At 61.2% G+C, this 21,940-nt stretch carries 17 protein-coding genes and 1 tRNA gene; 8 read left to right on the top strand and 10 right to left on the bottom strand.

Features of this window, described 5'->3' with window-relative positions:
- Positions 1-38 precede the first annotated feature (38 nt).
- From ACZ5VE_RS07210 to ACZ5VE_RS07220, 3 genes are all read left to right on the top strand, one after another.
- The gene (locus tag ACZ5VE_RS07210; protein WP_464457318.1) at positions 39-1,235 is read left to right on the top strand and encodes an aminotransferase-like domain-containing protein; all 1,197 of its coding nucleotides are present in this window, start codon (positions 39-41) and stop codon (positions 1,233-1,235) included.
- Positions 1,236-1,324: 89 nt separating this feature from the next.
- Complete coding sequence (locus ACZ5VE_RS07215; protein WP_464457319.1) at positions 1,325-2,137, top strand: alpha/beta fold hydrolase; 813 nt, start codon at positions 1,325-1,327, stop codon at positions 2,135-2,137.
- A gap of 10 nt (positions 2,138-2,147) precedes the next feature.
- Positions 2,148-2,357 carry a DUF3820 family protein gene (locus tag ACZ5VE_RS07220; protein WP_464457320.1) on the top strand — a complete coding sequence of 70 codons (210 nt, stop codon included), beginning with the start codon at positions 2,148-2,150 and terminating at the stop codon, positions 2,355-2,357.
- Positions 2,358-2,633: 276 nt separating this feature from the next.
- Here the strand turns inward: ACZ5VE_RS07220 and serB are convergent, their stop codons facing one another.
- Both serB and mfd read right to left on the bottom strand, forming a co-directional pair.
- Positions 2,634-3,350 carry a phosphoserine phosphatase SerB gene (gene serB, locus ACZ5VE_RS07225; RefSeq protein WP_464457321.1) on the bottom strand — a complete coding sequence of 239 codons (717 nt, stop codon included), beginning with the start codon at positions 3,348-3,350 and terminating at the stop codon, positions 2,634-2,636.
- A gap of 32 nt (positions 3,351-3,382) precedes the next feature.
- Complete coding sequence (gene mfd, locus ACZ5VE_RS07230) at positions 3,383-6,877, bottom strand: transcription-repair coupling factor (RefSeq protein WP_464457322.1); 3,495 nt, start codon at positions 6,875-6,877, stop codon at positions 3,383-3,385.
- Positions 6,878-7,307: 430 nt separating this feature from the next.
- Here mfd and ispD point away from each other — a divergent pair, with 430 nt between their 5' ends.
- Together ispD and ispF are read left to right on the top strand one after the other, a co-directional pair.
- Positions 7,308-8,033 (top strand): 2-C-methyl-D-erythritol 4-phosphate cytidylyltransferase, encoded by a 726-nt coding sequence (gene ispD / locus ACZ5VE_RS07235; RefSeq protein WP_464457323.1) that lies wholly within the window; start codon positions 7,308-7,310, stop codon positions 8,031-8,033.
- Positions 8,030-8,509, top strand: coding sequence for a 2-C-methyl-D-erythritol 2,4-cyclodiphosphate synthase (ispF, locus tag ACZ5VE_RS07240; protein WP_464457324.1), 480 nt, complete (start codon positions 8,030-8,032; stop codon positions 8,507-8,509). Before ispD ends, ispF begins: the two co-directional genes overlap by 4 nt.
- Before the next feature lie 112 nt (positions 8,510-8,621).
- Here ispF and ACZ5VE_RS07245 read toward each other — a convergent pair whose 3' ends face one another.
- Genes ACZ5VE_RS07245 through ACZ5VE_RS07255 form a run of 3 tightly spaced genes read right to left on the bottom strand, consistent with a single transcriptional unit; the run spans position 8,622 to position 11,510 of the window.
- Entirely contained in the window at positions 8,622-10,007 is a 1,386-nt protein-coding gene (locus ACZ5VE_RS07245; protein WP_464457325.1) for an ATP-binding protein, read from the bottom strand.
- On the bottom strand, positions 10,004-10,735 hold the full coding sequence (gene ompR, locus ACZ5VE_RS07250) for an osmolarity response regulator transcription factor OmpR (RefSeq protein ID WP_464457326.1): 732 nt from the start codon (positions 10,733-10,735) through the stop codon (positions 10,004-10,006). Before ompR ends, ACZ5VE_RS07245 begins: the two co-directional genes overlap by 4 nt.
- Before the next feature lie 4 nt (positions 10,736-10,739).
- Positions 10,740-11,510 (bottom strand): 3-hydroxybutyrate dehydrogenase, encoded by a 771-nt coding sequence (locus tag ACZ5VE_RS07255; RefSeq protein WP_464457327.1) that lies wholly within the window; start codon positions 11,508-11,510, stop codon positions 10,740-10,742.
- A gap of 101 nt (positions 11,511-11,611) precedes the next feature.
- On the opposite strand from ACZ5VE_RS07255, the gene ACZ5VE_RS07260 reads away from it, so the two are divergent.
- The 3 genes from ACZ5VE_RS07260 (at position 11,612) to ACZ5VE_RS07270 (ending at position 14,965) form a co-directional block, all read left to right on the top strand.
- Complete coding sequence (locus ACZ5VE_RS07260; RefSeq protein ID WP_464457328.1) at positions 11,612-12,541, top strand: alpha/beta fold hydrolase; 930 nt, start codon at positions 11,612-11,614, stop codon at positions 12,539-12,541.
- A gap of 4 nt (positions 12,542-12,545) precedes the next feature.
- Entirely contained in the window at positions 12,546-14,822 is a 2,277-nt protein-coding gene (locus ACZ5VE_RS07265) for a RelA/SpoT family protein (protein ID WP_464457329.1), read from the top strand.
- 66 nt (positions 14,823-14,888) lie between these two features.
- Positions 14,889-14,965 (top strand) — tRNA-Val (locus ACZ5VE_RS07270).
- Positions 14,966-15,130: 165 nt separating this feature from the next.
- Here ACZ5VE_RS07270 and ACZ5VE_RS07275 read toward each other — a convergent pair.
- The 5 genes from ACZ5VE_RS07275 to ACZ5VE_RS07295 all read right to left on the bottom strand — a co-directional run bounded on the left by ACZ5VE_RS07275 (position 15,131) and on the right by ACZ5VE_RS07295 (position 21,834).
- Positions 15,131-15,514 (bottom strand): DUF2237 family protein, encoded by a 384-nt coding sequence (locus ACZ5VE_RS07275; protein WP_464457330.1) that lies wholly within the window; start codon positions 15,512-15,514, stop codon positions 15,131-15,133.
- Positions 15,515-15,588: 74 nt separating this feature from the next.
- Positions 15,589-17,634, bottom strand: a complete 2,046-nt coding sequence (locus tag ACZ5VE_RS07280; protein ID WP_464457331.1) for a M3 family metallopeptidase — start codon at positions 17,632-17,634, stop codon at positions 15,589-15,591.
- 116 nt (positions 17,635-17,750) lie between these two features.
- Positions 17,751-18,602, bottom strand: a complete 852-nt coding sequence (gene folD, locus ACZ5VE_RS07285; RefSeq protein ID WP_464457332.1) for a bifunctional methylenetetrahydrofolate dehydrogenase/methenyltetrahydrofolate cyclohydrolase FolD — start codon at positions 18,600-18,602, stop codon at positions 17,751-17,753.
- A 77-nt stretch (positions 18,603-18,679) separates the two neighbouring features.
- Positions 18,680-19,306, bottom strand: coding sequence for a response regulator transcription factor (locus ACZ5VE_RS07290; protein ID WP_464457333.1), 627 nt, complete (start codon positions 19,304-19,306; stop codon positions 18,680-18,682).
- Positions 19,303-21,834, bottom strand: coding sequence for a PAS domain-containing sensor histidine kinase (locus tag ACZ5VE_RS07295; RefSeq protein WP_464457334.1), 2,532 nt, complete (start codon positions 21,832-21,834; stop codon positions 19,303-19,305). The genes ACZ5VE_RS07290 and ACZ5VE_RS07295 overlap by 4 nt, the downstream gene beginning before the upstream one ends.
- Positions 21,835-21,940: the final 106 nt, after the last annotated feature.

Raw genomic sequence — 21,940 nt, forward strand, 5'->3', positions numbered from 1 at the left:
GGCAGAATGGGGCCTGAGTCAACACGGGAAGATACACCATGCCTTTGCAATTTGCCGATCGCCTGAACAACGTCGAAACCTCTGCCATCCGCGAGCTCTTCAAGCTCTTGGGCAAGCCGGGCATCATCAGCTTTGCCGGCGGCTTCCCGGACAGCGCCATGTTTGATGTGGACGGCATCCGCGAAGCCAGCAACTCAGCCCTGACGCAAGACCCCGGTGCGGCCCTGCAATATGGCGCGACCGAAGGCTATGGCCCGCTGCGCGAGCAACTGGCCCACTTCATGGCCCAAAAGGGGGCCAAAGACGTGGCAGCTGACCAACTGATCGTGACCACGGGCAGCCAGCAGGCGCTGGACTTGATCGGCAAAACCATGATCAGCCCCGGCGACAAGGTGATTGTGGAAGGCCCGACATTCCTCGCCACCATCCAGTGCTTCCGTTTGTATGGGGCCGAGCTCATCAGCGCCCCGGTAGACGGCCATGGCGTCAAGACCGACGAACTGGAAAAGCTGATTGCCGAGCACAAGCCCAAATTTGTGTATTTGATCCCCACCTTTGGCAACCCCAGCGGCGCCTTGCTCAGCGCCGAGCGCCGCAAGCAGGTGCTGGAAATGGCTGTGAAGCACCAAACCCTGATCGTCGAAGACGACCCTTATGGCGACCTGTACTTTGGCGAAGCGCCGCCGCCCAGCCTGCTGGCCATGAGCGCATCGGTGCCCGGCAGCCGCGAGCTGCTGGTGCATTGCGGCTCACTGTCCAAAGTGCTGTCACCCGGCCTGCGCGTGGGCTGGATGATCGCGCCCGCCGCTTTGCTGGGCAAAGCCACCATGTGCAAGCAGTTCAGTGACGCGCACACCAGCACCTTTGCCCAAGCCACTGCGGCTCAATATTTGAAGGCTGGTCGCATGCCTGCCACGCTGGACAAAGTGCGCGCTGTGTATGCCAAGCGCGCTCAGACCATGGGCGACGCGCTGCGCCGTGAGCTGGGGGATGCGGTTGAGTTTGTGCAGCCCCAAGGCGGCCTGTTCGTCTGGGCGCGCCTCACGGGCGCTGGCGGCAAGGTGAATGACGGCAACGTGTTTGCCAAACGCGCCATCGACAACGGCGTGGCCTTTGTGCCAGGCACACCGTTCTTCTGCGCCAACCCCGACCACGCCACCTTCCGCCTGAGCTTTGCCACCGTGGGCGAAGACAAGATACTCGAAGGCGTGGCGCGCCTGGCCAAGGCGCTGTGACCCATCGACTTTGTAGGAGCTTGCCTGCAAGCGATTCATTGAAATTTCCGACGCTCTTCGCAAGCAGGCTGGCGCCCACATAAAAAACCATGACCACAGAACTGTCCCTGGATGTCGATGGCACCGAAGTCTTGCTGCAAGGGCAGGGCGATCAAGTCATCCTCATGCTGCACGGCTGGCCCGACACCCGAGCCTTGTGGGACGACACGGTGCTGGCCCTCAGGGCCGACCATGTTTGTGCACGGCTGAGCTTGCCGGGCTTCACCCGAGGCCCGGTGTCGGCCACGTCGCTCGATGAGATGAACCAGTTTTTGCGCCGCGTGATCAACCGCATCAGCCCGGGCAAGCCCGTGACGCTCATGCTGCACGACTGGGGCTGTGTGTTTGGTTATGAATTCGCCATCCGTCACCCAGAACGCGTGGCCCGCGTGGTGGCGGTGGACGTGGGTGACCACAACTCGCCCCGTTTGCAGCGCAGCTGGGGCGTGCGCGAAAAGTTTTCGGTCTTCGCCTACCAGTACTGGCTGGCGATGGCCTGGAAAATCGGCCACGCCTTCAGCCCCGGCCTGGGCAACCGCATGACCCGGGCCATGGCCCGGTGGTTGCGCTGCCCAACCCACCCGGCCAGCATCACCTACCGCATGAACTACCCCTATGCCATGCAGTGGTTCGGCACGGCCGGGGGTTTCAAGCGGGCCGCCCCGGTGCAGTTGCCCATGCCCATGCTCTATGTGTACGGCGCGCGCAAACCCTTCATGTTCCATTCCCCCGAGTGGCTGGACCGCTTGGCTGCGCGTGAAGGCTGCGCCGTCGAAGGCCTGCCCTGCGGGCATTGGGTCATGGTGTCACAGCCCGAGGCGTTTCAGGCACGTGTGCGCCAATGGCTGGGTGGCCAAGGATGAAGGGGTTGGCATGAAACCCGATGATTTGGTGAAACTCGTCACCACGCCCATGCCTTTTGGCAAACACAAAGGCATGCTGATCGCCGATTTGCCCGGCAACTACCTGAACTGGTTTGCGCGTGAAGGCTTTCCAAAAAGTGAGATCGGTCAGCTCTTGCGGCTGATGCAAGAGATTGACCACAACGGCCTGAGCGATCTGCTCAAGCCGCTGCGCCGCTGAAAGCCTTCTGCAATTGGGTAATCCTGCCGACGATGAGCGCGGCTGAGGTCTGCAGGTCATCGCTTGCAGGCAAGCTCCTACAACCCTAAAACCTGATTTTTGTAGGAGCCAGCCCTGCTGGCGATGCGCCCGGCTGAGGCCTGCAGGCCATCGCTTGCAGGCAAGCTCCAACAACCCCAAAAACCCTAATTTTTGTAGGAGCCAGCCCTGCTGGCGATGATTTTGTGAGCGCTGCAAGCGCCTGTCGTTTGCAGACAAGCGCCAACAAAAAGACCCTCAGGGCCTGACGACTTCCAACAACCTATCCAACCCGCCTTCGTTGATCGCCACCATGGCCTGCTCGCGCACCTTGGGTTTGGCGTGGTAAGCCACCGACAAACCAGCGGCACCCATCATGGGCAGGTCGTTCGCGCCGTCGCCCATGGCGATGCACTCGTGTGGTTCGATGCCCAGCAGCGAAGCGACTTCGAGCAGGGTGCGGCGTTTTTCTGCGCCATCGCAAATATCGCCCCAGCTTTGCATGACCAAGCCACCCGTCAGTTCGCCGCCCACCACTTCGAGCTGGTTGGAACGAGCGAAGTCGATGTTCAAGCGGTCTTTGACGCGGTCTGCAAAGAAGGTAAAACCACCCGACACCAGCAACACCTTCATGCCCACCTTCTGGCAAGCAGCGATCAGCTCGGGCGCGCCGGGGTTGATCTTCAGGCGCTCGGTGTAGACGCGTTCCATGTCGGCCAGCGTCACGCCCTTGAGCAGGGCCAGTCGGCGACGCAGGCTGTCTTTGAAGTCGGTGATCTCGCCGCGCATGGCGGCTTCGGTGATGGCCGCCACCTCGGCCTTGCGGCCCACGGCATCGGCAATCTCATCGATGCACTCGATGCTGATGAGCGTGGAGTCCATGTCAAAAGCGATCAGCTTGAACTGGGACAAAGACAGCGGGGCGGTGAAGCCTTGGGTGGCAAGGCCGGGGGCGAATTCGGTAGCGGTGGTCATGGGTCAGGATTATCGAAGATCGTTGAATGGGTTCAGGCTGCGGCGGTTTCGGTCTTGGGCTGGCCCAATGAGCGCAATACATCCCGCACCATCTGCGCCCGCGCCTTGGGGTCGGGCAGTTCGCGCTCAATGCGGATTTTGTCGTTGCCCGCCAGCTTGATGTGTTTGTTCTTCTGGATCAGGCCAATGATGGCCATGGGGTCCACGGGCGGGTTGGGCTTGAAGGTGATCTGGATGACGCCTGGAGCCGCATCGACCTTGATCACGCCATAGGGCTGGGTCAGCACGCGCAGGCGGTGCACGTCCACCAGGGTTTGCGCTTGCGGGGGCAGCTTGCCAAAGCGGTCCACCAGTTCTTCGAGCAGGGCGTCGATCTGGTCGCTGGTTTTGGCGGTGGCCAGCTTTTTGTAGAAGCTCAGGCGCAGATGCACATCGCCGCAGTAGTCGTTGGGCAGCAGGGCGGGGGCGTGCAGGTTGATGTCGGTGGTGGCCGTCAGAGGGTTGAGCAGGTCGGGTTCCTTACCCGCCTTGAGGCTGCGCACGGCTTCGGACAGCATTTCGTTGTAAAGCTGAAAGCCCACTTCGAGCATGTTGCCGCTCTGGTTTTCGCCCAGCACCTCGCCCGCACCACGAATTTCCAGGTCGTGCATGGCCAAATAGAAGCCGCTGCCCAACTCTTCCATTTGCTGGATGGCGTCAAGGCGCTGGGCGGCTTGTTTGGTCAGGCCTTCGATCTCGGGCACCATCAAATAGGCATAGGCTTGGTGGTGCGATCGGCCCACGCGCCCGCGCAGCTGGTGCAACTGGGCCAGGCCGAATTTGTCGGCGCGTGAAATCACGATGGTGTTGGCCGTGGGCACGTCGATGCCGGTCTCGATGATGGTCGAGCACAGCAGGATGTTGTAGCGCTGGGCCACAAAGTCGCGCATCACGCGCTCCAGCTCGCGCTCGGGCATCTGGCCGTGGGCCACGGCGATGCGGGCTTCGGGCAGGATTTCTTCGAGCTTTTGCTTGCGGTTCTCGATGGTCTCGACCTCGTTGTGCAAAAAGTAGCACTGGCCGCCGCGCTTGAGTTCGCGCAGCACCGCCTCGCGGATCACGCCCGTGCCCTCGTTGCGCACAAAGGTCTTGATGGCCAGACGCCGCTGCGGCGCGGTGGCGATCACGCTCAAATCGCGCAGGCCTTCGAGGGCCATGCCCATGGTGCGGGGGATCGGGGTGGCCGTCAGCGTTAGCACATCGACCTCGGCCCGCAGGCCTTTCATGGCCTCTTTGTGGCGCACCCCAAAGCGGTGTTCTTCGTCGATGATGAGCAGGCCCAGGTCATGGAATTTGGTGGATTCGCTCAGCAGCTTGTGCGTGCCGACCACGATGTCCACCGTGCCGTCGGCAATGCCTTTGAGGGCGGCGGTGACTTCCTTGCCCGAGCGAAAGCGCGAGACTTCGGCCACTTTGACGGGCCACTTGGCAAAGCGGTCTTTGAGCGTCTGGTAGTGCTGCTCGGCCAGCAGCGTGGTGGGCGCGAGCAATGCGACCTGCTTGCCGCCGGTCACGGCCACAAAGGCGGCGCGCAGCGCGACCTCGGTCTTGCCAAAGCCCACATCGCCGCAGACCAGGCGGTCCATGGGGCGGGGGCTGATCATGTCCTGGATCACGCAGTGGATGGCGGCCTTTTGGTCGGCGGTTTCTTCAAAACCGAAGTCGTTGGCAAAGGTCTCGTAGTCCTGCGGGCTGTAGCGGAAAGGGTGCCCCTCACGCGCGGCTCGGCGGGCGTAGATGTTGAGCAATTCGGCGGCGGCGTCGCGCACCTGCTCGGCGGCGCGGCGTTTGGCCTTTTCCCACTGGCCACTGCCCAGCTTGTGCAGGGGCGCTTCGTCGGCGCTCACGCCGGTGTAGCGGCCGATCAGCTGCAGCTGACTCACGGGCACATAGAGTGTGGCTTTGTCGGCGTATTCCAGGTGCAAAAACTCTTGCAGCGCGGGCGTGCCGTCTTCGTTCTTCTGGCCCATGTCCATGTTGACCAAGCCCCGGTAGCGGCCGATGCCGTGGGCACTGTGCACCACCGGGTCGCCCACGTTCAGCTCGCTCAGGTCCTTGATCAGCGCTTCCACGTCGCTGACCTGTTCCTGCTTTTTGCGGCGGCGCGTGGTGGGGCCTGCGGCAAACAGTTCGGTTTCGGTGACCAGGTCGATGCCGTGCTCAAACCAATGAAAACCGCTGACCAGCGCGGCGGTGGCCATGCCCACTTTTTCGTCGCTGGCCAAAAACTCTTGAAGGCTGTCAAACACCGGCGGCGTGAGGCCACTGGAGCGCACGAAGTCGAGCAAGCTTTCGCGGCGGCCATCACTCTCGGCCAGGATCAGAACGCGGCTGGCGCTGCTGCGGATGTGCGCTTGCAACCTAGCCAGCGGGTCTTCGGCACCGCGCACCACCGTCAGCTCGGGCAGAGCCTGGGCCAGGGTGTTGTCGGCCACATCGGCCGTGCCTGGGCGCAGGGCCAATTGGGCATGGCCGTTGGTCAGCGTGTAGAACTGCTCGGCGCTCAAAAACAGCGCTTCGGGCGGCAGCACCGGCCGCTCGGGGTCACCCTGCACCAAGCGGTAGCGGTCTTTGGTGTCTTGCCAAAAGCGCTGAAAGGCCGGCTCCAGATCGCCATGCAGCACCATGGTGGCGGCATCGGCCTGGCCAGCGCCCAGGTAGTCGAACACCGTAGCGGTTTCTTCAAAGAACAGCGGCAGGTAGTACTCGATGCCCGCCGTGGCCACGCCGTTGCCCATGTCTTTGTAGATGCGGCTTTTGGTGGGGTCGCCTTCGAGCAGCTCGCGCCAGCGGCTCCTGAATCGCGCACGGGCCGCTTCGTCCATCGGAAACTCACGCCCGGGCAGCAGCCGCACCTCGGGCACGGGGTAGAGACTGCGTTGGCTGTCGGGGTCAAAGGTGCGAATGCTGTCGATCTCGTCGTCGAACAAATCCACCCGGTAAGGCACCAAAGAGCCCATGGGGAACAGGTCGATCAGGCCGCCGCGCACCGCGTATTCGCCAGGGCTGACTACCTGACTGACGTGTGAATAGCCTGCCAATGTCAATTGAGCCTTGAGCTGAGCTTCGTCCAGCTTTTGCTTGACCTTGAACTCGAAGGTGTAGCCCGCCAAAAAGGACGGCGGGGCCAGCCGGTACAGTGCCGTGGTGGCAGGCACCAGCACCACGTCGGCACTCTCGGCGTGGTTGCGCTGCTTGATGCGCCAGAGCGTGGCCAGCCGCTCGCTGATCAGGTCCTGGTGCGGCGAGAAGGTGTCATACGGCAGGGTTTCCCAGTCCGGAAACATCACACAGCGCAGGTCGGGTGCAAAAAACACCAACTCGTCCATGAGCCGTTGGGCATCGGCGGCATCGCTGGTGACGATGGCAGTGAGCTTGCCTGCCTGCTTTTCGCGCTGCGCCAGTTGTGCCAGCAAGACGGCATCGGCCGAGCCGGCAGGGCGGGGCAGGGTGAAGCGTTTACCGGTGATGAGGCTGGGCAGTTGCATGGTGGCGATGGTCAATGGCGGAGAAAAAAGCAAAACACCCCCCGCCGGATGGAGGGGGGGGAATCAGCAGACAGCGCATTGTAGAAGCGAGCCAAGAGAGCCCCCGGACTGGTCGGGGGCATGGGGATGCGTGCGTTGAAGACGCTCGTACGCGCAAGTCCAGGTCTTTGTGGAGCGGCCCCTGCACGCGAATGTGCGGTCTGGCGCAGGCGTTCTTGCTGCACCACCATTCGGCCGCAGGGGCAGCCTCCCACAGAAAACGAGCACAACAGCTTATGCGGGTGAGCGCACATTCAGGTCTTTGTGGGAGCGAGCCCCTGCTCGCGAATGTGCGGTCTGGCTCAGGCACTTTTGCCTCGCCACCATTCGGCCGCAGGGGCAGCCTCCTACAAAAAAAACAGGCTGGGGGCGGCCTCTACAATCGAGAACAATGCCATCGACTTCAGAAAATCCACGTTTTCACGCCCTGATCCCTTGCGCGGGCACAGGCAGCCGCGCTGGCACCTCCGTGCCCAAGCAATACCAGACCGTGGCCGGGCAGCCGATGGTCATGCACACCGTGCAAGCCCTGGCGCAGGTGCAACAGATCACGCAAGGCTGGGTGGTTTTGTCGCCTGGCGATGATTTCGCTTGGCCAGATGGCGCCCTTTGGCCAGAGCGGTTTACCCGGCTGACCTGCGGCGGTGCGACCCGTGCAGAGAGCGTGTTCAATGGCCTCAGCGCCATGCTGGCCGCAGGTGTACCCGCACAGGACTGGGTGCTGGTGCATGACGCAGCACGTTGCCTGGTCACGCCCGAGGCGGTGAGTTTGCTCATCGAGGCTTGCCGCGGTGACCAGGTGGGCGGTTTGCTGGCTTTGCCGCTGCCTGACACGCTCAAGACCCAAAAATCAGGCGATGTGCCCCGGGTGGAGGCCACCGTGCCGCGCGAAGGCAAATGGCTGGCGCAGACCCCGCAGATGTTTCGTGTAGGCGCGCTGCACCAAGCGCTTGCGCAGGTAGCAGGCGCCGGTTTTGCGGGCATCACCGACGAAGCCAGCGCCATGGAGCGGCAAGGCCTCTCGCCTCGTTTGGTGCCGGGCTCGGCCATGAATTTGAAAGTCACTTACCCGGCAGACTTTGCGTTTGCCGAGGCTGTTTTAAAGGCAAAGCCATGAATATCCGCATCGGTGAAGGCTGGGACGTGCATGCCCTGGTGCCCGGGCGCAAGCTCATTTTGGGCGGGGTGGAGATTCCCCACACCACCGGCCTGTTGGGCCACTCTGATGCTGATGTGCTGCTGCACGCCATCACCGATGCGGTGCTGGGTGCGGCGGGCTTGGGCGACATTGGTCGGCATTTTCCGGACACCGACGCACAGTTCAAGGGCGCCGATTCTTCGGTCTTGCTGGCCGAGGCCATGCGCCGCGTGCGTGCGCAAGGCTGGGAGCTGGTGAATGTGGACAGCACCATCGTGGCGCAAGCCCCCAAACTCGCGCCGCACATGGCGGCGATCAACGCCGGGGTGGCCAAGGCGCTGGGTGTGCAAGCCGATCAGGTGAATGTGAAGGCCAAAACAGCCGAAAAGCTGGGGCCTGTGGGCATGGGGCAGAGCATGGAAGCGCGGGCGGTGGCTTTGCTGAAAAAGGCCTGATGGTCAGCATCTGCTGACCATGCCACATTCGCGAGCAGGGGCTCGCTCCTACAGAAAACCGATACCGTCCCTTTGTGGGAAGCCGCCCCTGCGACCAAATGCCGGGCGTGGCTCAGGCCTCGTTTTGCGCTTGCCTGAACTTCATCAGCGCCATCAAGCCACCAGCGCTGTTGTTGAACACCGAAAACGTGCCGCCCATGCGCTGCACCGAGCGCTCCACAATGGCCAAGCCCAAGCCCGAACCCGTGGCAGAGGTTCTGGCGGCATCGCCGCGAAAAAACGGTTGTGTCAGGTTTTTCAAAGCCTCGTCGGACACGCCTGGGCCTTGATCGCGCACACGCAAAAGCACCCAGCCGTCATGCACGCGGGCGACGATTTCGACCCGGGTCACACCGTCGCCGGGGCTTTGGCCGTAGCGGCGGGCGTTTTCCAGCAGGTTAGACAGCACGCGGCCCAGCTCGACGGTTTCGGCTTTGACGTGCAGGTCTTCGTCCACATCCACCGTGATTTCAAAACGGGGGTTGTTGCGCCAAGGCCCAATGCTGCGACTGATGACGCCGGACAGCAAAACCGGCCCCAACTCGGTGGGTTCTGGCCTGGCGTAGTCGAGAAACTTGTCGATGATGGCGTCCAGTTGGGCGATGTCGGCCGCCATCAGATCGCGTGTTTCCAGGTCGGCCACGCTCAGTTCGGTTTCCAGCCGCAAGCGGGCCAAAGGCGTACGCAAATCGTGGGAGATACCGGCCAGCATCAAGGCACGCTCTTGTTCGATTTTGGCCAAGCGCTCAGCCATGCGGTTGAAGCCGATGTTGACTTCCCGGATTTCGCTGGTGGCGGCGTCTTCGTCGAGGGTGGAGTTGTTGAAGTGGCCATCGCGCACCTGGCTGGCGGCAAATGACAGGCGCTTGAGCGGGCGGTTGATCAATCCGGCCATCAGCGCAGCCCCTGCCAAAGACAGCGCCAGCGTGATGCCCAACCAAGTCAGCCAAGCCGAACCGCCCAAAGGGCGAAGACGTTCGGGGTCCATTTGGAGCCAATAGCTGTCACGCTCAATCTGAAAACCGACCCAAAGCCCCTCGGCATCGTTCACGCTTGAGGCGATCACGGTCCCAGCCCCCAAGCGTTTGACCATCTCGTCGACCAGGCGTTTTTCCATGCCCGAAGCACCGAAGGGCACAACGCTGTCCCCCGGCTCGCGGGACTGGATGCTCACGTCTTCTTCGTCTGCCAGCATTTTGATCAGCGCCAAGCGAGCGATGGCGTCGGAGTGCATGAGCGCGGTTTTGGTCAAATTGACCACCGTGGCAATTTGATGCGCGTTGCGCAAGACACGAGGCTCGTATTCCTGGGTGCGAAACATCTGCAGCCAGGCCAAACTGCTGCACAAGATCAACAAGGCCAGCAAAAAGAAGGTGCGCCAAAACAGGCTCACTTTGAGCCTGCGTGGCGTCCGTTCGGCTGACGAGCCTTCTTCGATTCCGACTTCAGGGGCGGTCACGGCTGGCCATCAGGAACGAACACATAGCCCACGCCCCAGACCGTCTGAATGACTTTGGGCGATGCCGGATCGGCTTCGATCATTTTTCTCAGTCGGGAGATCTGCACATCCAGGCTGCGGTCAAACGGCTCGAAGTCACGACCACGCGCCAGTTGGGCCAACTTGTCCCGGGTCAGCGGTTGCTTGGGGTGACGCGCCAAGGCTTTGAGCATGGCAAATTCGCCGCTGGTCAAAGCGATGTCTTCGCCTGCTTTGGTCAAGGATCGCTTGCCCAAGTCCAAGGAGAATGCACCGAATACGATCACCTCGTGGTCACCCGCAGAGGGTGCCCCGGGCACCTCACCTTGCGGTCTGCGGCGCAAAACCGCGTGGATACGCGCCAGCAACTCGCGGGGGTTGAAGGGTTTGCCCAGGTAGTCGTCAGCGCCGATTTCCAGGCCCGTGATGCGGTCCACATCTTCGACCTTGGCGGTCAGCATGATGATGGGCGTCTTGACGCCCGAGTGGCGAAGGCGCCTGCAAATGCTCAGGCCGTCTTCGCCAGGAAGCATCAAATCCAGGACCATCAGGTCCACGGTTTCCCGGAGCAAGATGCGGTCCAATGCGCGGCCATCTTCGGCCAACAAGACATCGAAACCTTCTTGCGACAGAAAACGGCGCAACAGGTCGCGGATGCGGGCATCGTCGTCAACGATGATGATTTTGTCTAAGCGGGGGGATGTGCTCATGGTTTTATTGGGCTGTCCAGCCGCCATCCATGTTCCAGGCCACGCCGCGCACGTTGTTGCCTGCAGGGGAGCAGAAAAAGACCGCCAGATCACCCAATTCTTCGGGTGTGGTGAATTGCATGGAGGGCTCTTTTTCCTGGAGCAGTACTTTTTTGGCCTCTTCGTTGGACAGGCCCATGGCAGCGGCTTTGGCGTCCACCTGCTTTTGCACCAACGGGGTCAACACCCAACCTGGGCAAATGGCGTTGCAGGTCACGCCTGTGGTGGCGTTTTCCAGGGCGGTGACTTTGGTGAGGCCCACCACGCCGTGCTTGGCGGCGACATAAGCCGATTTTTCTGCCGAACCCACCAAGCCGTGGATCGATGCCACGTTGATGATGCGACCCCAGTTCGATGCCTTCATGGCGGGCAGGGCCAAACGGGTGGCGTGGAAGGCACTGGTCAGGTTGATGGCAATGATCGCGTCCCAGCGCTCGACTGGAAAGTCTTCGATCTTGGCCACATGCTGGATACCGGCATTGTTGACCAGAATGTCCACGCGGCCAAAGGTGTCGGCCGCGAACTTCATCATGGCTTCGATCTCACTGGCTTTGCTCATGTCAGCGCCGTGGTAGGCGACTTTGACGCCCAGCGCAGCAATTTCAGCTTGGGGGCCTTCGGCATCGCCAAAACCGTTCAGGACAATGTTGGCACCTTGTTTGGCCAAGGACTTGGCAATCCCCAAACCGATACCGCTGGTTGAACCCGTGACCAACGCTGTTTTACCTTGCAACATGATTTCCACTCCGAAAGATGAATTAGGATGTTCAAAAGTCCATTATGGCGCTGCAAAAGCTCAGTTTTCGCTGACAAGTGCCCAGATTGTTTCCGAATGTCATGAACACCCAGACTGGTCAACCTTCACTCGAATTCGTGTCTTGCCCCCACCCCGAGGGCCAGCACCGCATGGCCTATTGGCGCTGGGGCGATGCGCAAGCGCGCCACATGGTGGTGTGCGTGCATGGCCTGACGCGCCAGGGGCGCGACTTTGACCGCCTTGCACAAGCCCTGATTGAGAAAAGCCCCCATCCCTTGCAAGTCATTTGCCCCGATGTGGTGGGGCGCGGCCGCAGCGAGTGGCTGAGCCAGCCTGCCGGTTACCAAATCCCGCAATACGCTGCCGACATGCTGACCATGCTGGCGCAGCTGAATGCCCAATGGGCTGCTGAAACCCCCTTGCAAACCCTGGACTGGGTAGGCACCAGCATGGGCGGCTTGATTGGGATGGTGTTGGCAGGCCAGGCAGGTTTGCCTTTGCCTGCGCCCATTCGCCGCCTGGTCCTGAACGATGTGGGGCCGGCCATCACTTGGAGTTCGGTGGAGCGCATGCAAACCTATGTGGGTCAATATGGGCAATACCAAGACCTGGACGAAGCCGCCGCCGCCATGCGGGCCTTGTCTTACGGGTTCGGCCCGGTGCCTGAGGATGTGTGGCGCACCATGTCGTCTCACATGACGCGGCCCGGCACCAACGGCGCATTGACCCTGCATTACGACCCGGCCATTGGCGTGCCCGTGCGTGCCATGACGCCCGAGGTTGCAACCGCTGGCGAAGCCACGCTGTGGGCTTTGTACGACCAGATTGAGGCCCAAACATTGCTCATTCGCGGGCAAGACTCTGACCTGCTGACGGCTGACACGGCCACCGCCATGACGCAACGCGGCCCCCATGCCCAACTGGAAACCTGGCCGGGCTTTGGCCACGCCCCCACATTGACGGGTGACGACCAGATTGTCGTGGTGGCCAAGTTCTTGCTTGGTGCTTGAGACCATGGTCAGTCCCAGCTCCAGCCATTCCGCCAGCCCGATGTCGCCATCGAGCCGTCTGCATGCGCCAAACGCGCATTCGTCTGCATTGCCGCCCGTGATGCTGGCCACGGCCGATGCATCCGAACAGTCCGAAACCCTGACCAAAGCCCGTGCGTTTGCCGAGCCCCTGATCGCTTGTGAAACGCTGGACACCGGTGAAAACATCCTGGCCCATGCCGATGCCGTGGCCGCGATCCTGGCCGACATTGGCGGCTCGGTCGCCATGCAGGCGGCCAGTTACCTGGTCTATGCGTGTCCGCACCTGAACAAGCCCGAAGAGGTGATTGCCAAGGCCTTTGGCCCCCATTTGGCACAGCTGGCCATGCAAACCAACCAACTGGTGCATGTGCAGCGCTTGTCCCGGACCGCCGAGACCAACACCCAAGGCCCGGACAACACGCCCCTGAGCCCCCGTTTGCAAACTGAAAACGTGCGCAAGATGCTGCTGGCCTTCAGCCGCGACTTGCGCGTGGTCATGCTGCGCCTGGCCTCGCGCCTGCAAACCCTGCGGCATTACGCGGCCGCCAAATTGCCGGTGCCCGCGGCTCTGGCCAGCGAGTCTTTGCAAGTGTTTGCGCCACTGGCCAACCGCTTGGGCATCTGGCAGATCAAATGGGAAATGGAAGACCTGTCCTTCCGTTTTCTGGAACCGGCCACCTACAAAGACATCGCCCGGCTGCTGGACGAAAAGCGCACCGAGCGCGAAAAGTACATGGTCGCGTTGCGCCAGCGCCTGCAGCAAGCGCTGGCCGACCAAGGCATCCAGGCCGCGGTCGAAGGGCGGCCCAAACACATTTACAGCATCGTTAAAAAGATGCGCGGCAAGTCGCTCAGCTTTGACCGCGTGTTCGACATCCGGGCTCTGCGCGTGGTGGTGCCCAACGTGGCCGATTGCTACCAGGTGCTCAGTTGGGTGCACGAGCATTTCACGCCCATCTCGGAAGAGTTTGACGACTACATTGCCAAGCCCAAAGCCAATGGCTACCAATCGCTGCACACCGTGGTGCGCGATGCCGATGGCGGCCCGATCGAGGTGCAAATTCGCACCCAGGCCATGCACGAACACGCTGAGCATGGCGTGGCTGCCCACTGGGCCTACAAAGAAGCGGGTGCCAAAGGCTACGCCGGGGTCTCGGCCAACAGCGACTACGACACCAAAATTGCCGTGCTGCGCCAACTGCTGGCCTGGGAGCGCGACCTGTCGGGTGCCGCGCAAGGGCAGGCCCAAGACAAAGGTCTGTTCGACGACCGCATCTATGTGCTGACGCCAGACGCCGCGGTGGTCGAGCTGCCACAAGGCGCCACACCCATCGACTTTGCCTACACGGTGCACACCAATTTAGGCCACCGCTGCCGGGGTGCCAAGGTCGACGGCGCCATGGTGCCGCTGAACACGCAACTGGCCAACGGCCAAACCGTGGAAATCACAGCCGTCAAAGAAGGCGGCCCGTCACGCGACTGGCTCAACCTCGAACTGGGCTACCTGGCCAGTCCGCGTGCGCGCTCCAAGGTGCGGGCCTGGTTCAATGCGCTGGTCAGCGAAGAAACCATCTCCCGAGGTCGCGAGGCGGTCGAAAAGCTGCTGCAACGACTGGGGCGAACCGCCATGCGGCTCGATGACCTGGCCAGCCAGCTGGGGTTCAAATCGGCCGACGGCTTGTTTGAAGTGGTGGGCAAAGACGAATACTCGCTGCGCAACATCGAGGTCTTGCTCAACCCGCCAGAGCCTGCACTGCAGCCCGATGACTACTTTCAAAAGAAGTTCAAGGGGGCGGTTGCCCGCAAATCGCCCTCAGGCGTGCTGGTGGTGGGGGTGGACTCCTTGCTCACGCAACTCTCGCGCTGCTGCAAACCTGCGCCGCCCGATGTGATCAGCGGTTTTGTGACCCGCGGCAAAGGCGTGAGCATCCACCGCCAGGACTGCAGCAATTTCCGCGAACTGGCTTCGCGCCATGGCGAACGCGTGATTGACGTTCGCTGGGGCGACAACAAAGGCCCCGATGCCTCGGTTTACCCGGTCGATGTGGCGGTGGAGGCTTTTGACCGCCAAGGGCTGCTGCGAGACATTTCCGAGGTCTTTGCCAAGGAAAAGATGAACGTGATCGGCGTGCAAACCCAGTCCGTCAAAGGCACGGCCTGGATGACCTTCACGGTGGAAATCAACGATGCCGTCACTTTGAACAAGGTATTGGGCAGCGTGCGGGGCGTCAAAGGGGTGAGGGCGGCAAGAAGGCGCTAAAACACGCCAAATTGGAAATCACCCCGAAAAAAGCGTTTTTTTGACGCTATAATTCAAGGCTCCAACAGGCGCGTAGCTCAGTTGGTTAGAGCACCACCTTGACATGGTGGGGGTCGCTAGTTCGAATCTAGTCGCGCCTACCAAATTTTTTGGTAGATAAATCAAGCACTTGGCAGAAATGCCCGGTGCTTTTTTTTCGTTCATGCACCCAAAATGAGCGACTCTCCTGTACTTTTCCGACACTTCTCCGCCACTCGCTTGCACTTTGCCGCCCAGTTAGTGCGCATGCAAGCCTGACCAGCTTGGCGTTAGGGCTTGTCCACGGCTTTGATTGCGTGTGACTGCAACTGCGCCAATGTCACAAATGCCAGCGCCCGTTCGTGCGTGCATTCCAGTACAACAAGCGGTGCAACGCCTGCTTCCAAGGCTTCTTTCCAGCGCATGGCGCACAGGCACCAACGGTCGCCCGCTTTCAAACCGGCAAAGCGGTGTTCTCGGCGGGGGGTGATGAGGTCGTTTCCCCGGCCCAGCGAAAAATCCAGAAATTCTTGCGTGACTTTTGCGCACACCACATGACTGCCCTGATCGTGGTCGTCCGTGTTGCAGCAACCATCCCGGTAATACCCGGTCAAAGGGTCGTAGGAGCAGGGGACCAGTGCCTCCCCCAGGACGTTGCGTGCGTTTTCGCTCATGATTTTGGACCTTGACAGCGTCGAATGACCGATTGGAGCCCCAAGAAGTCAGGGCTTGGCATTTGCATTGAGGCTCAGGCAGCCACCATGCCTTGGTGCCGCAGCAATGCTTCCAGGCTGGGTTCACGACCCCGGAAGGCCTTGAACGATTCCAGCGCAGGGCGGCTGCCACCAGCTTCCAGGATGGCTTGGCGGTACAGGCGGCCGGTTTCCACGCTGGGCGTGCCGTCGGCCGCTGCAGTTTCTTCAAACGCGGCGTAGGCGTCCGCGCTCAGCACTTCGGCCCATTTGTAGCTGTAATAGCCTGCGGCATAACCGCCTGCAAAGATGTGGCTAAAGGTATGAACCATGCGGTTGAAGGCGGGCGCTTGCATGACGGCCACCTCCTTGCGCACTTGTTGCAGTAGCGGCATGAAGTCTTGCGCCGGGTCGTGCTCGGAATGGACCAGCATGTCGAACAGCGAAAACTCGATCTGGCGCAGAGTTTGCAGGCCGCTTTGGAAGTTTTTGGCGGCCAGCATCTTGTCGAACAGGGCGCGGGGCAGGGGCTCGCCGGTGTCCACATGGGCGGTCATGTGGCGCAGCACCGACCATTCCCAGCAGAAGTTTTCCATGAACTGGCTGGGCAGCTCGACCGCGTCCCACTCGACACCACTGATGCCCGAGACATCGCGCTCGTTCACTTGCGTGAGCATGTGGTGCAGGCCGTGGCCAAATTCGTGGAAGAGGGTGATCACGTCGTCGTGCGTCAGCAAAGCGGGTTGGCCGTTCACGCCTTCGGCAAAGTTGCACACCAGGTGCGCCACCGGCGTTTGCAGCAAGCCCGTGTCGGGACGTTGCCAACGGCCACGCACATCGTCCATCCAGGCACCGCCGCGCTTGCCTGCGCGGGCGGGCGGGTCCAGGTAGAACTGGCCCAGCAACTGGCCTTCACGCTCGATGCGGTAAAACGCCACGGCCGGGTGCCAGACGGGGGCTTGGTCGGGGCGGATGCTGACTTCAAACAGGGTCTCGATGATCTTGAACAGACCGGCCAGCACTTTGGGCGCGGTGAAGTACTGTTTGACCTCTTGCTCGCTGAAACTGTAGCGGGCTTCCTTGAGCTTTTCAGACAGGTAAGGCACATCCCAGGCGTTCAGCGGGCCGGTGATGCCCAAGGCGTTGGCCGCAAATTCGCGGAGGTCTTCCAGGTCTTTTTCGGCAAAGGGGCGGGCTTTGACCGCCAGGTCGCGCAAAAAGGCGGTGACTTTTTCAGGGGATTCGGCCATTTTGGGCACGACCGAAACCTGGGCATAGTTGTCAAAGCCCAGCAGGCGGGCTTCTTCCTGGCGCAGCGCCAAGATTTCCTGCATCAAGGCGGTGTTGTCGAATTGGCGGGCCTCTTCGGGGGCCTGGTCAGAGGCGCGGGTGACATGGGCTTTGTAGAGTTGTTCGCGCAAAGCGCCACTGTCGGCAAACTGCATCACCGGCAGGTAGACCGGCATCTTCAGGCTCAGGCGGTGGTCTTCTTTGCCTTCTTTTCGGGCCGCATCGCGGGTGGCCTGCACCACGTCGGCTGGTACGCCTTTCAATTGGTCTTCGCTCACATACAGGGCAAAGCTGTCGGTGGCATCCAGCGTGTTTTCGCTGAACTTTTGCGTGATTTCGGCCAGCCGTTCCTGTATGGCGGCATAACGCTCTTTGGCCGCACCTTGCAACTCGGCACCGCCCAGCACAAAGCCACGCAGGGCGTTTTGGCGGGCTTGGGTTTGTTCTGCATTGAGGGAGGCCGCGTCAATGGCTTTGTATTTGGCGTACAGGCGTTCGTCGCTGCCCAGGCGGGTCCAGAACTCGGTCACGCGGGGCAGGGCGGCGTTGTAGGCGGCGCGCAGCGCGGGCGTGTCGGCCACGCTGTTGAGGTGTGAGACCGCGCCCCAGGCCATGCCCAGCTGCTCGGTGCTCACGTCCAGGGTCTGGGCGATGGCTTTCCAGTCGGCGGGAAAGTCTGCGGCGGTGACTTTTTGAAGCGCCAGCTCGGCTGCGGCCAACAATTCGTCCATGGCCGGGGCCACATGCTCGGGGGCAATGCGGTCAAACAGGGGCAGACCGGATGTTTCGAGAAGGGGGTTGCTTGCGGTCATGGTGGTTTCCGGTGGTTGGGGTGTGGATCCTCGGGTCAAGCCCGAGGATGACACGGGTCTGTTGGCTGGTTCCCAGAAGGGTTTTGTCATTCCCGGCTTGACCGGGAATCCATGCATTACTTGGAGGCGCGCTCGGCCGCTTCAAGGGTGTTGACCAACAACATGGTGATGGTCATGGGGCCCACGCCGCCGGGCACGGGGGTGATGTAGCCTGCCACCTCTTTCACGCCGTCAAAGTCCACATCGCCACAGAGCTTGCCATCGTCGTTGCGGTTCATGCCCACGTCCAGCACCACGGCTCCGCGTTTGACCATGTCGGCGGTCAGCACGTTGCGCTTGCCCACGGCAGCCACGATCACGTCGGCTTGCAATGTCAGCGCTTTGAGGTTTTGGGTGCGCGAGTGCGCCACCGTCACGGTGGCGTCTTTTTGCAACAGCATCAGCGCCATGGGCTTGCCCACGATGTTGCTGCGGCCGATCACCACGGCGTGTTTGCCGCGCAAGTCGTAGCCGATGCTTTCCAGCATCTTCATGCAGCCATAAGGCGTGCAGGGCCAAAAACCGGGCATGCCGGTCATCAGGGCCCCGGCGCTGGCGATGTGAAAACCGTCCACGTCTTTGGCGGGGCTGATGGCTTCGATCACTTTTTGCGCGTCGATGTGGGCGGGCAGGGGCAGTTGCACCAGGATGCCGTGGATGGCCGGGTCGTTGTTGAGGGCTTCAACACGGGCCAGCAGGTCGGCTTCGGTCATGTCGGCCGCGTATTTTTCAAGCACCGAGTGCAGACCGCTGTCTTTGCAGGCTTTGACCTTGTTGCGCACATAAACCTGGCTGGCCGGGTTGTCGCCCACCAGCACCACGGCCAGGCCGGGCGTGACGCCTTGGGCCTTGAGGGCTTGGGCACGCGCAGCCACTTCGGTGCGCAGTTGTTTGGACAAGGCATTGCCGTCGATGAGTTGGGCGGTCATATGTGAATACTCAAAAGGTCGGTGAAAAAATGCAAAACGCCCGACGGGTGCGGGCGTTTCAGGTGTGGTGGTGCGGATCAGGCCTTGGGTGCGTTTTGCCCCAGCGCGATCTTGAGCAGGTCGGCCACGGTGTTGGCGTTGAGCTTTTCCATGATGTTGGCGCGGTGCGCTTCCACGGTTTTGATGCTGATGCCCAGATCGTCGGCGATCTGCTTGTTCAGGCGACCGGCCACGATGCGTTCGAGCACCTGGGCTTCGCGGCCTGTCAGTTTGGACAGCAGGGCATCGCGGCTAGCGGCGCTTTGGTATTCGGCAAAGGCTTCACGGGCTTCATCGAGCATGCGCTCAACCAAGCCCAACAGTTCTTCTTCTTTGAACGGTTTCTGGATGAAATCCATCGCGCCTTTTTTCATGGTGTTCACGGCCATGGGCACGTCGCCGTGGCCGGTGATGAACACGATGGGCAGTGGGGATTTGCGCTCGATCAGGCGGTCTTGCAACTCCAGGCCGGTCATGCCGCCCATGCGGATGTCGGCGATCAAGCAGGCCACTTCGCGGGGGTCGTAGCGGCTGATGAAAGATTCGGCGCTGTCAAAGCAACGCACACGGTAGTCTTTGCCTTCGAGCAACCACTGCAGGGAGTCGCGCACCGCTTCGTCATCGTCAACAACGTAAACAGTGCCTTTTTTCGGAATCAAACTCATTCATTTACCCCAGTGGGTTGTTGTGTGGTCAAAGTGGTTTCGACCGGAATCCAGAAGGAGAACCGGCAACCGGTCACCTCGCCGGCATTGTAGAGGTTCTGGGCTGCGATCCGGCCCTGGTGGGATTCGATGATGCTGCGGCACAAATTCAGGCCAATGCCCATGCCTTCGACCTTGGTCGAGAAAAAGGCCTCGTAGACGCGTTCGATGTCTTCCGGTGGCAAGCCCTGGCCCGTGTCGGTGACGGAAAACTCCACCACCGACTGGTTGTCGATCTGTTTGGGCACGATGCGCAATTCGACCTGCCGTTGCCCGGCAGGCCGGTTGGCGTTATCGATGGACTCGGCCGCGTTTTTCATCAGGTTGATCAGCACCTGCTCGATCAGGATCGGGTCCACCATCAGTTGCGGCAAGCGGGCTGCCACATGGTGGGTCAGGCGCACATGGCGTCTGCGCATTTCGATTTCGGCCAACTCCAGCGATTCGCTCACCATGGCCGAGACATCCGACAAGGTCCGGTTGGGCTCGCTGCGTTTTACAAAACTGCGGATGCGCAAAATGATCTGTCCGGCACGCTGGGCCTGGCGCGCGGTTTTGTCCAGCGCGAACAAGAGGTCTTCTTCTTTGACTTGTTTGGCCTTGATGCGCGAAATCATGCCGCTGCAATAGTTGCTGATGGCCGTGAGCGGTTGGTTCAGCTCATGCGCCACGCTCGACGCCATCTCGCCCATGGTGATCAGGCGGCTGGCGGTTTGGGCGCGCTCGGCTTGCTGGGCGGCCAATTCTTCGGCTTGGCGGCGTGGCGTGATGTCGCTGGCGATCACCATTTGGGCCAGACGGCCATCGGCCCAATTGATGTAGCGGGAGCGCACCTCCAGCCATTTGCCCAGCTCGGAGACAAAGATTTCTGCGTTTTCCGAGGTGGCCACGGTCAGGCTTTCGGTGGGCAAGCCCACCATGTCGTCCACCTCGTCCATTTGATCGGCCGCATGGCTGGCACCCGCTTGCTGAACCAAACGCAAATGGCCTTGTGTGTTCTGACCAAACCAGAGCCGGTACAACTTGTTGGCAAACAGCAGCTCCTCGCTGCCCAAGGGGGCCACCGACACCGAGGCATCCAGCGCTTCCAACACTATGGTGAAGCGCTCATGCGATCCGGCCAACTGCTCGCGAATCCGGTTGGGCTCGGTGATGTCGGTCATCGACGTCATCCAGCCCGTTTGCTTGCCGGTCGCATCGATCAACGGGGACACGTACATCCGGGCATCAAACAACTGGCCGTTTTTGCGCTTCACACGCACCTGAAAGCCGCCCGCTGAATGCTGGCCGCTGATTTCCTCTTCGAGCCGGGTCATCAGCAGTTCCCGGTCCTGGTCCGGCCAGTAAGGGAAGGGGGCCACTGCGCCCACCAGATCGGACTCGCTCCAGCCTGTCATTTGGCAAAAAGCCGGATTCACATAGGTGATACGCCCGCGCAGGTCCAGCGCACGCATGCCGGTGAGCATGGAGTTTTCCATGGCGCGGCGGAAATTGGTTTCGGCCACCAAGGCTTTTTGCGCCTGAATGCGCCTGCGGGTGTGCCGCCAATTGCCAATCAGCATCCAGGCGGTCATGACGCTCAAGACACCGACCAACCAAAACAAACCACCGCCCACCAAGCCTTGCGAGGTGCGCCAAGCCTGAGCGCGCAGGATCAGGTCGTTGCCCACGGGCGACACGGGCACTTCGTAATCGTTGTTGGGTTTGTCGCTGCCGGGCAGCAAGCTCCACAGCGCGATGCGACCGGGAATGGTTTGGCCCGCCAGCAAATGGCCTTTGCCGTCTTGCAAAGCCACGGCGTACTTGGCCAGCACTTCGGTAGGAATGCCGTAGCGCAGCAGCCCTTCCATGGTGTACTCGGCCAGGATCACACCACTGAAGCGCCCTTGGTCGTTGCTCAACGGGGAGTGCAGCTGCAAGACCGCCATTTGTGCATCTCTGTCGGCGTCGGCATCGACTTTGCCGTAGATCGGCTGCATCAGATCGCGCGCCAGGCTGAAGTGGCTTTCTGTTTCGCCCACTTTGAGCACCGTGCCAGCCCGCAGGTGCTGGCTGGGCGAAATGCTGGAAACACTTTGGTTGGCAATGATGCGCCGACGGTCGTCGATCCAGGTCAGCGCCATGAATTCCGGGTACTGCTGCACCATCGCTTCGGCGCGCAAAATGAATTGGTCGGCCCGTATTTCCTTGTTGGAGACATCACGCGCCAGGCGCATGACCTGCTCTTGTCGCTCCAGCAAACGCAGCCGCAGGCGTTGCTGTGCATATTCCACATCGCGCTTGATGGCTTCTTGTTCGCGTTCAATTTCTTCGACCCGCAGATACCAAAAAGCACTGGCAATGGCGGCCAAAAAAAGCACCACGGCGGCCACCGGCGCCAAGTTGGCAAACCGGTCTTGTCTGTTGGGGGATTGGCGTTGCCACCAAGCGCGCCACCACGCCCAGGGCCCGACTTTTTTGACGACTGATGCTGCTCTGTTCAATTCCATCCCGCTGAGTTTAGGTGACAACCCTTGCGTATTTGCCCTGTAGGGCGGCTTCAGACATCTCAAAATATTCATAATATTTCACAATGTAAAACATATACGCATAATT

This window comes from Limnohabitans sp. INBF003, assembly GCF_055396645.1.

Bases quoted from the DNA above. Each gene is read 5' to 3' on its own strand.
- ACZ5VE_RS07210 (WP_464457318.1), top strand. From the start codon at position 39: ATGCCTTTGCAATTTGCCGATCGCCTGAACAACGTCGAAACCTCTGCC.
- ACZ5VE_RS07215 (WP_464457319.1), top strand. From the start codon at position 1,325: ATGACCACAGAACTGTCCCTGGATGTCGATGGCACCGAAGTCTTGCTG.
- ACZ5VE_RS07220 (WP_464457320.1), top strand. From the start codon at position 2,148: ATGAAACCCGATGATTTGGTGAAACTCGTCACCACGCCCATGCCTTTT.
- serB (WP_464457321.1), bottom strand. From the start codon at position 3,350: ATGACCACCGCTACCGAATTCGCCCCCGGCCTTGCCACCCAAGGCTTC.
- mfd (WP_464457322.1), bottom strand. From the start codon at position 6,877: ATGCAACTGCCCAGCCTCATCACCGGTAAACGCTTCACCCTGCCCCGC.
- ispD (WP_464457323.1), top strand. From the start codon at position 7,308: ATGCCATCGACTTCAGAAAATCCACGTTTTCACGCCCTGATCCCTTGC.
- ispF (WP_464457324.1), top strand. From the start codon at position 8,030: ATGAATATCCGCATCGGTGAAGGCTGGGACGTGCATGCCCTGGTGCCC.
- ompR (WP_464457326.1), bottom strand. From the start codon at position 10,735: ATGAGCACATCCCCCCGCTTAGACAAAATCATCATCGTTGACGACGAT.
- ACZ5VE_RS07255 (WP_464457327.1), bottom strand. From the start codon at position 11,510: ATGTTGCAAGGTAAAACAGCGTTGGTCACGGGTTCAACCAGCGGTATC.
- ACZ5VE_RS07260 (WP_464457328.1), top strand. From the start codon at position 11,612: ATGAACACCCAGACTGGTCAACCTTCACTCGAATTCGTGTCTTGCCCC.
- ACZ5VE_RS07265 (WP_464457329.1), top strand. From the start codon at position 12,546: ATGGTCAGTCCCAGCTCCAGCCATTCCGCCAGCCCGATGTCGCCATCG.
- ACZ5VE_RS07275 (WP_464457330.1), bottom strand. From the start codon at position 15,514: ATGAGCGAAAACGCACGCAACGTCCTGGGGGAGGCACTGGTCCCCTGC.
- ACZ5VE_RS07280 (WP_464457331.1), bottom strand. From the start codon at position 17,634: ATGACCGCAAGCAACCCCCTTCTCGAAACATCCGGTCTGCCCCTGTTT.
- folD (WP_464457332.1), bottom strand. From the start codon at position 18,602: ATGACCGCCCAACTCATCGACGGCAATGCCTTGTCCAAACAACTGCGC.
- ACZ5VE_RS07290 (WP_464457333.1), bottom strand. From the start codon at position 19,306: ATGAGTTTGATTCCGAAAAAAGGCACTGTTTACGTTGTTGACGATGAC.
- ACZ5VE_RS07295 (WP_464457334.1), bottom strand. From the start codon at position 21,834: ATGGAATTGAACAGAGCAGCATCAGTCGTCAAAAAAGTCGGGCCCTGG.